At 34.6% G+C, this 1,035-nt stretch carries 1 protein-coding gene and 1 pseudogene; one reads left to right on the top strand and one right to left on the bottom strand.

Annotation, left to right across the window (positions count from 1 at the left end):
• A pseudogene (locus tag ACFIKE_RS11290) lies at window positions 1-264 on the top strand (hypothetical protein); the annotation flags it as partial.
• Here the strand turns inward: ACFIKE_RS11290 and ACFIKE_RS11295 are convergent.
• Window positions 236-868, bottom strand: coding sequence for a hypothetical protein (locus tag ACFIKE_RS11295; RefSeq protein ID WP_174888842.1), 633 nt, complete (start codon window positions 866-868; stop codon window positions 236-238). The pseudogene ACFIKE_RS11290 and the gene ACFIKE_RS11295 overlap by 29 nt on opposite strands.
• Window positions 869-1,035: the final 167 nt, after the last annotated feature.

Raw genomic sequence — 1,035 nt, forward strand, 5'->3', positions numbered from 1 at the left:
TACCTTTGTGCAAAAGGCTTGCCTAATGCGATTTATGACGAAATGCCGTCATCTTCAGATGATAAGGCAAGAGATAAATGGGTAGCATTTGCAACAGAGCAGTTTATAAACACGCAAGAGGCACTAAAAGAAGCACAATGCCTTTATAGACAGTACAATCTTCACGCTGCGCTACAGTACCTCGTGATAGAAGATCAAATGCTACCATATCTTGTGAATTCATTACGTGTTGCTCTTAATGCTCTTCGAAAGCATTTTTATTAGAGACTTTTTCTTCATCAGGTTTATCATTATCTGAACATGCAATCATTGCAACCCTAATGAAATAGCCAATTAATATTATTCCTGATACTATTGCCGTTATTATTGCCGTCGTTTTGCTCCAACAAAGACCTGCCAAAAATATAGATATTACGCAATATATTTTAACTATAAGTCCAGAATAGACTTTAATATCTTCCGTCGGAGGATTGAATGTGATTAGGATCGCAATAATAGAACATACTACCGCTATTAGCATCAATACTGATGCTATATCGATCATATCAGGATTCCAACCGAGAAGCCACGTAAGAGACCATAAGATAAGCAGTGGTAAAAATACTGCAGTGCTGTATGAAATTGCTTCTCCCCATGTGTTTCCGTTTGATTTCAGGTTATAAATTGTAATCAATACCAGAAACGCTATTATTAAATACAAGCTATATATAAATCCTAAGAACTTTGCTCCTATTATTAATAGAAAAATAAGACCTCCAATCATAGCGGCACCTATACCGTAACCAATTATAGCACATAAGGCTTCCAGTATAATTCCAATAAATGGAAGTAATAGTAGAATACATAAGATAATTAATACGATTGTCATGTTTATTGCTCTTTAATTGGTTTTATTGGAATTATCACTAACTGATTCCCTTTGAATATATCAATATGTGTTATTTTTATGTTGACAAATTGTAGCAAATCGTATTTAATGACATTGCTGTACTTAGGCGTATTGTGTCTAGACGAGAGGCAGTGCAGTTTGAAATC

Source organism: Bartonella sp. MU70NMGDW, assembly GCF_042194085.1.
Classification (GTDB): Bacteria; Pseudomonadota; Alphaproteobacteria; order Rhizobiales; family Rhizobiaceae; genus Bartonella; species Bartonella grahamii.

Excerpts from the sequence above, each read along its gene's own strand:
- ACFIKE_RS11295 (WP_174888842.1), bottom strand. The coding sequence starts at position 868 with ATGACAATCGTATTAATTATCTTATGTATTCTACTATTACTTCCATTT.